Source organism: Rhodopirellula sp. JB055 (assembly GCF_043100905.1).
Lineage (GTDB): Bacteria > Planctomycetota > Planctomycetia > Pirellulales > Pirellulaceae > Rhodopirellula.
This window is the reverse complement of record NZ_JBICHO010000241.1, coordinates 1-7,568: the sequence shown is the minus strand read 5'-3', so window position 1 is coordinate 7,568 and position 7,568 is coordinate 1. Positions and strand designations below refer to the sequence as shown.

Sequence of the window (7,568 nt, the reverse complement as noted above, 5' to 3'; positions counted from 1 at the left end):
GAAAGCCGTACTTGGCAAATTCCCACAACACCGCACTGACCGCCGATCCCATCACAGCCGCACGGACGGAAACGTGCGTGTTGGGCATCAACGCGTACAGCAAAAACAACAACACCCAAGATGCCAGCAACGACAACGCATGTTGCAAAATCCAAACCGGCCCCGACCCCGCTCCTAAAGTCCCAAACCAATCAATGACCTGAGACGACATGTAAAGACTGAGCGCCAACAGGCCGCTTCCCAGCGTGATGATCGACCAGTGAACCGCCACCCGAAGGTGGATCGGACGCTGAGTCGGCGCGTCGAAGATCCGGTTGAACAAGTATTCGGTCGCATCCGCCAGCGCCACAGCCGCATAGATAAACAGCAACAATCCGAAAACTCCAATCGAAGCGAAATCCAGCGTCGCAATCTTGGAAGTCGCACCGTGCAAGGTCTGCCGAATGATTTCGCGAGCTTGATCGTCCGCCTCGGCCCTGCCTTCCAAATCCTTGACGTCCAGGGATTCCCCAGTCACATCCTCTGCCGGAAGTCGATCAGGATCCATCATTGATTTTGCGAATCCGTTCGGCAACCTACCGTCAGCTCCATCGCCTAATCCCGCCGGCTCCGCGTCCGGGTCTGCCACTTCCCTCGCATCCTCCGAGTCTGCGTCCACGACGGTCTCGATCACGACGTCGTCCGCATCCCGAAAATCCGGTGTATTGACTTCCGAAGCGTCCACGGCCAACTCGTCTGGAGGATCCCCGGAGTCGGGTTCCGGCACTGGGATGTATTCGGCGGGAATCTGCGGCACTCCAAAGAACGAATACAACTGGTTCTCCACTCGCAGTTGCACATCATCGAGCCCACCAAAAACGCGAAACATCACCAACCCCAGCACCACCACTGGAATCAACGAAAAAATCGTCCGATAGGTCAACTCCGCAGCCATGCCTTCCGCTCGATGGCGACGCAATTGCTCGCCGCAGTGAATGACAAGATCCCAAGCGGTCCGCAGTTGATGCTGACGACGGGATAACTCATCCCTCGGTCGCTCGATTGTTTCGATGAGGTAGTTCCACCAGTGACGCACGGTGTAATCCTTGGAAGTGGAGCGGTGGAAGAAAGAGGTTTCGGCGGGGAGCACCGTGAATTGGCAAGCCGCGATTGACGCGGCTGTTTGACAACTCACCACTGGATCGTGCCGCCGGGTTGCATCATGTCACCGAGCAACGAAGCGGTTCACCAGACAATCCGGCAATCAGGTTGTCGACCGCGATTTCAGCCATCGCGTTTCGACTGGTATGCGTCGCGCTTCCGATGTGCGGCAAGATCACACAATGGTCCGACTTCACCAACGGGTGCTCGGCTGGCAATGGTTCAGGCGTGGTGACGTCCAATCCCGCCGCGAAAATCGATCGACTTTCGAGAGCAGCCACCAAGGCGTCTTGATCGACGATTTCTCCTCGCGCGGTGTTCACCAGCACCGAAGTGGACTTCATTTTGGAAATCGCCGCGGCGTCAATCAGATTGCGAGTCTGCTCGGTCAACGCGACATGCACGGAAACAAAATCACTCTCCGACAACAAAGTGTCGAGTTCGACGCGGCGTCCCCCCAATTCTTTTTCGACCTCCGTTTGGTCGCTGCGTGAGGTGTACAGCAGCTCCATCCCCCATCCGCGGACCAACCGCCGAGCCGTTGCCTGGCCGATTCGCCCCATGCCGACAATCCCCAACGTTTTCCCGGCGGGCTCGACGCCCAACCACCCCGTCGGCTCCCAGGTTTTCCACTCACCCTGGCAAACCTGGTTGCCCGCTTGCAAAACATGCCGAGAAGCAGCAAACAACAACGCGACCGCCAAATCTGCCGTGGCATCGGTCAGGACGTCTGGCGTATTCCCGACCGCAATGCCCCGCGTCTTGGCTGCTTCGACGTCAATGTTGTTGAATCCTACGGCGTAATTGCTGATCACCGTCAACTGATCGCCAGCAATGTCCATCAATTCGTCATCGACACGGTCGCTGAGCATTGTCAGCAATCCATGGCGGCCTTTCACCAACTGACACAGTTCCTCGCGACTGGGTGGCATCGTATCAGGCCAAACCTCGACTTCGCAAACTTCCCGCAGACGTTGCAGCGACTCGCCCGGAGTTTTTCGCGTGACTAAAACGCTCGGCCGTCCGTCCGCCTGTTGGCTGTTCATCTTCTCAATTCCCCTTCGCGGCTTTCTCTGAAACCGGCATAATGGATCCCAGTCCCGCGACCAGGGCTTCTCGTGACCTAAAAATGATACGATGGAGCGGGTCTGCGAGACACGGGGTTCCAAACCGCGACCGGATTTCAGGTCATTGGATTTCACCACAATGGAATCAACGCCAACGAATTCCTGAATCGCTGATGGAACCTTCCGATGTAACCTTGAGGACCGGTCGTGAGGCCCGGATCAATGAATGGAAACCATGATCCGACCTTGAACCCGCGAGCCTCGCGATGCGAACAGACCAGCAAAGCGAACAATCCCTGCAAAACGGGACTCGAATCCGGACCCCGCCCCTTCCAATTTGCCACTTTCCCCTTCGACGAGACTTCTGGATGAATCATCGACGCAGCGGCCAGCGTTCTCTCATGAACCTCTACCGTCCCTTCGCCGACAAGCTCGGCCACCCTCGCGTCTTGGCGGGCGTCGCGGTCCTTTGTTTCTCTGCGTTGCCCGTTGAGTTGGTACAAGGTCAGGACTCCGCGACAGAGCAGGCTCCGGCCACCAAGACGGCTCCGGACGAAGCCGCCCAACCAGCTCCTCCGGTCACCCCCGTGCCACCGGGAGCACCACCACTGCTGCCTTCACAAATGAAGCAATCGGCGGATCCCGGCCAAGCGGACTTGGACGAAGCGGTGCTGAAACGCATCGATGCCGAATCCAATGAAGACCTGGAAGCGGTTGCCTCCCTGATTGAATCGGCGCTGGCAAAAGGTCTCGACGACGAAAACCAATCCTTCGCGAAAAAAATGCTTGGCAGCATTCAACTTCAGCGGGGACAAGGGATGGCGGGTGCGATGACTCGAATGAGAGGCCGCCGGGCATTGCAAATGCGTGATGAAGCCCTGCGAGTGCTCGACCAGGCAATCAAAAATGATCCCGATCTCGCGGAAGCACACATGCTGATCGCGCGGTTGAATTTGCTTCCTGATGGAGACCAAGAACGCATCGCCGAAGCCACCACCGCCGCGATTGAGTTGCTGCAAGACGATCCCAAGGAACTCAGCACGGCTTACTTGCTTCGCGCGATGACCCAGGATGAGACCGAGGACCAACTGTCAGACCTCTCCAAAGCCATTGAGCTGGATCCAGCCAACGCAGAAGCCGTTCGCCAACGAGCCGGCCTGCGGATGCAAGAAGGCAAGTTCGACGAAGCCGTCGAGGATCTCCAAAAGGTCCTGGAACTCGATCCGACCAACGAACAGATCGCCGCCGCGACCGTTCAGCAACTAGTCGAACTCGATCGCACCGATGACGCCTTGGCACTGCTTAGCAAAACCATCCAGGCTCGCCCCAGCGAAGGGCTGTATCGCCTTCGCGCGTTGCTGTACACCAACATGGACCGCGAAGCCGACGCACTGGCCGATTTGAACAAAGCCTTGGCAATGCAGCCCAAGGACCCCATCGCGTTGTTGCAACGAGCGGAGATCTCACTGCGACGCGACGATGTCAAAGACGCCAAACGTGACTTGGACGCCGCCATCGATTTGGCACCGCAAGTCGAACAGCTCGACCAAGCCATCGTGGTTCGTTGCTTCATTGCCGTCGAAGAAGGACGCATGGCCGACGCGATCAATGACATGAAAATCTTGATCGACCGCAATCCAGATGACGTCTATCGCCAACTGCAGCTCGCCAATTTGTACTTGCAAGACGATCGCCCTCGGCAAGCCATTGACATGCTCAGTGGTGTGCTCGACCGCGATCCGAAAAACGCCTCGGTGCTACGCTCGCGTGGTGATGCCTACTTGGCCGTTGGCGATCACGCCGAAGCCATCGCGGACTACGAAAAAGCGTTGAGCAACCTCAATGAAGAAAACGAAACCGACGCGATCATCCTGCCCAGCGTGCTGAACAACTTGGCCTGGGTGCTGGCAACTTCGCCCAAGGACGAAGTGCGAAATGGGGCACGCTCACTCGAACTCGGCCTACGAGCCGTCGAATTGACCGAAGAAACCGAAGGCCACATCCTTAGCACCCTCGCGGCAGGGTACGCGGAAACCGGCGATTTCGAAAACGCGGTCAAATGGAGCCAAAAGGCGGTGGAAGCGGCCAAGCAAGAGATCGAGGAAGGTGCCGACGAAGAGTCCGTTCAGCTCAAACAGCTTCAAGAAGAATTGGAATCGTATCGGACCAACGAACCTTGGCGCGAAAAACAGGACACCGAAGAAAACGAGATCCCGTTGCTGTCACCTGACGATCTGATCGACACTTGACCAAAGCCGAGTTGGTCGTTGAAAACTCGGCCGCTCCGGCGACCTGGGTAAAAAAACTACAGGTCACCAGGAGCGGCCTTGCCCCAGTTGTCATATCGACGACAAGCAGCGACGAATCCATGAGCGAATTCGCTCAATTGGCACAGCACTTGCCTGACAGGATCCATTGAAACGACCACGCAAGCGTTCGCGTGTCGTTCTCACCACCTGAATCGCAGCGAGAGAGTGCCATGCAAGAAGCTTTAAGATCAATCGACTGGTTGAAAGTGTTCGACCAAGAACCCGACGTTGGCCTGACGATCATCGAGGACAGCGGTCGAATCGTTCACTTCAACTGCGCTGCCCTCCGCTTGTTCGGCATCGACGACGAGGACTTGCTCGGCAAAACGCTGCACGATGTCTTTTCCGAGGAATACGCCAATGAACGAATGACATGGATGAAAGAAGTCATCGACACTGACTCACCGCTTCGAGCCACGCACATTTACTGCGGTCGCATGCTCGTTTCGTCGTTCTACCCTCACCACAATGACGAGCACCATTTTGCTGTCGTCCTCACCCGACTCGATGGCATCTTGCCCGACGGTGATATCAAGGAAACGCAGAGTCAGTTCATCGACTTGGGGCCGCTGTCGGTCCTCAGCCCTCGTGAATTGGAAGTGCTCGTGCTGCTTGGTCAAGGCAACAGTGTCCCGGAAGTGTCGCGTCTGCTTTATCGTAGCCCGCGAACGATCGAGCGTCACAAAACCGAAATCGGCCACAAGCTTGGCGTTTCATCGATCGCGCAACTCACTCGCTTAGTCGCTCAGGCCGGTTTGAAACCGGAACACCTGCCGCTGCAACGCTTTGACGCCGTGCCCAAATCTCGCGAGTGCGTTCCGGACCTGTTGCCGGTCAACACAGAAGTCTCCGCGTCCTCCACCACCACCTGAAGAACGTTTCTCGCCGCATTCACTCCACCGTTGGTGTTGCGATGATCAACGGAAGCGTGAACTGGTGCTCCGGGTCGGTCTTGTATTTTTTCAAAACAGGCGAGTACGTGCGGACCTGGATCGTTTTGCCATCGGGCAGAAGTTCGATCAATCGCATCCATCCGTCGCCACCCTCATGCAACATTTGATAGTTCGCCAACATCTGATGGACCGTGTTCCCATGCGTCGTTGTCTCGCTAAGCAAACCGGCACCGTCGTTAAGCACGTGTCCTGACAGCACCATCACGACATTGGGATGCCGGCTGATCAGTTTTTCCCATAGATCGCGTGCATCGTTAACTCCTTCGCGACTGTCAGCAACACCGTATTTGTATGGGCTCCATGACTGCGACTGCGTTCGCTTCCAATCGTACTTGGTCTCGTCGTAGTACATGTACGCATGCGTCACGATCACGGCCAATCGGTCATGGTGTTCACTTAACAACTGATCGGCCCATTCCACAGCTCGATCACGAGGCGCCCACTCCAGTGCAATCCCAATCCATTTGGCATCGTCGGTCTCGAACAGACTGTAATTGTTTTCAGTTTTCCCGGGATCCATCGTGCCTTGGAAGGAAGGATGACGGGCGAACCGTGGTTCATCCAAATAATCACTCATCCACGATTCGTGCGTTGCTCCGTTTCCGCCCGGCCCCATGTCATGGTTTCCTGGGGCTGCGATCACCGGTACCTGCCCGAACAACTCGTCCATCGCTTCCTGTGCGTTCTCCCATTGTTCGGGCGTGTTGCGATTGGTGATGTCACCTTCATGAAAAACCGCGACGACGTTGCGGTCTTTCAGGTGCTCGCGAATCCAACGGGTTTGAGCCAAAAAGTGCTGCGGATAGCGTTGGCTGTAAATCTGGGTGTCGGGTAGCGCAACGATGGTCGCGGAACCTTCCACGAACGGCAACGGCTCGGGAACTTGGTAGGCCGGAGTCGGTCGGACCTCTGGGGCCTTCTTGCTGCGAACCATCGAAACATAGTCGTGCAAGCCGCCGAGGAAATTCCGCGAGGCGGTCACAAAACCAGCCGGGGCGGTGACTTCTCCATCCGTCGTTTGATATTTGTCGAGGAACAGTGAAGTCAAAACAATTCGCCCCTCGCCATGAGCGGCTTCCATCAGCACGGGGTCGCGAGTCGATCTTCCCAACGCCGCCAGGACCGCGAAACCTTGTTGGTCCCGAAGCGTTTCCCACGACCCGGCCCGATGATGCTTTGGCAACAACAAACGATCTTCTGCAGATGGATCACGTGGCAAACGCTTCAGCAACGGATGCTGCGGAGCATGCACGATCACTGGGTTGCCGTCCCGATCCGTGCGTGAAGCGGAAAGGGAACCCGGCAAGAAAGCGATTGACGATTCGGTTTGATCGGCCTGGGTGAGCTCCAACAAGACCGCTCCCGCTGCAACACGTTCCGCCAATTCATCACGGTTGTCCTTCAGCCACTTCCGCACCGAGTCGTCTTCGCTGGCAAATGAACCAACGACGATCAAGTCCGCTGTTGGCACAGTCGCCTGATGAAGATCCACTGCAGCGACTTGGAAACCAGCCGTTTCCAATCCCGCGCGAAGCCCAACTTGCTTCGTCCATGGATCCACGATCTCAATCACCGCCGCCGTCGGAGCGGATCGGTCCGACTCCGTGGCCAGTGCCGAAATCGCCGATGCGTTCCAGGCAAGAAAAATGATTGCCGAGGAAAACAAACCGTTGGATATCAATCGAAACATCATGAGACAATTCTTATCAAACTGCTGGAGACAAAGGCATCGAGACAAGACTCCAGTGCGAACCTCAGTTGGCAGAGGCACGGCAAAGCACTGGCTCGACTTTCGGGTAAGTTATAGTGCCTGCCATCACCGTTCACATGTGCCCAAGGCCAACTGCAAGATGAATATTCTGCGAACATTCACGACGTGCACGATTTGCATTCTCATCGCTTCGACGGGGCGGAGTGACGACTCAAATTGGCCGCAATGGCGAGGCCCGACAGGTAGTGGCAAAACAGCCGCCATCGCTCGCTGCTTCATCAATCAGCTGATCTTCGGCGCCGACCCCCTCGCCCGGCAGCCGGAGTCCGAGCCGCCCATCTTCGTGGCCGGCGACTCCGACACCGACCTCGCGATGCTCGAGGACGCG

General features: G+C 56.8%; 6 protein-coding genes. 3 read left to right on the top strand and 3 right to left on the bottom strand.

Annotated elements, in window-relative coordinates; genetic code table 11:
• Both ACF8AM_RS10020 and ACF8AM_RS10015 read right to left on the bottom strand, forming a co-directional pair.
• Positions 1-1,075 (bottom strand): YihY/virulence factor BrkB family protein (locus ACF8AM_RS10020; RefSeq protein ID WP_392555505.1); only part of this gene is annotated, 1,075 nt, incomplete at its 3' end.
• 124 nt (positions 1,076-1,199) lie between these two features.
• Positions 1,200-2,186, bottom strand: coding sequence for a 2-hydroxyacid dehydrogenase (locus tag ACF8AM_RS10015; protein ID WP_392555504.1), 987 nt, complete (start codon positions 2,184-2,186; stop codon positions 1,200-1,202).
• 389 nt (positions 2,187-2,575) lie between these two features.
• Here ACF8AM_RS10015 and ACF8AM_RS10010 point away from each other — a divergent pair, with 389 nt between their 5' ends.
• Together ACF8AM_RS10010 and ACF8AM_RS10005 are read left to right on the top strand one after the other, a co-directional pair.
• Entirely contained in the window at positions 2,576-4,456 is a 1,881-nt protein-coding gene (locus ACF8AM_RS10010) for a tetratricopeptide repeat protein (protein ID WP_392555503.1), read from the top strand.
• 191 nt (positions 4,457-4,647) lie between these two features.
• On the top strand, positions 4,648-5,388 hold the full coding sequence (locus ACF8AM_RS10005) for a LuxR C-terminal-related transcriptional regulator (RefSeq protein ID WP_392555502.1): 741 nt from the start codon (positions 4,648-4,650) through the stop codon (positions 5,386-5,388).
• A 19-nt stretch (positions 5,389-5,407) separates the two neighbouring features.
• On the opposite strand, the gene ACF8AM_RS10000 is transcribed toward ACF8AM_RS10005, so the two are convergent.
• Entirely contained in the window at positions 5,408-7,162 is a 1,755-nt protein-coding gene (locus tag ACF8AM_RS10000; protein WP_392555501.1) for a metallophosphoesterase, read from the bottom strand.
• 157 nt (positions 7,163-7,319) lie between these two features.
• Here ACF8AM_RS10000 and ACF8AM_RS09995 point away from each other — a divergent pair.
• Positions 7,320-7,568 (top strand): hypothetical protein (locus ACF8AM_RS09995; RefSeq protein ID WP_392555500.1); only part of this gene is annotated, 249 nt, incomplete at its 3' end.

Coding starts and splice junctions, on each gene's coding strand:
- ACF8AM_RS10015 (WP_392555504.1), bottom strand. CDS start 2,186: ATGAACAGCCAACAGGCGGACGGACGGCCGAGCGTTTTAGTCACGCGA.
- ACF8AM_RS10010 (WP_392555503.1), top strand. CDS start 2,576: ATGAATCATCGACGCAGCGGCCAGCGTTCTCTCATGAACCTCTACCGT.
- ACF8AM_RS10000 (WP_392555501.1), bottom strand. CDS start 7,162: ATGATGTTTCGATTGATATCCAACGGTTTGTTTTCCTCGGCAATCATT.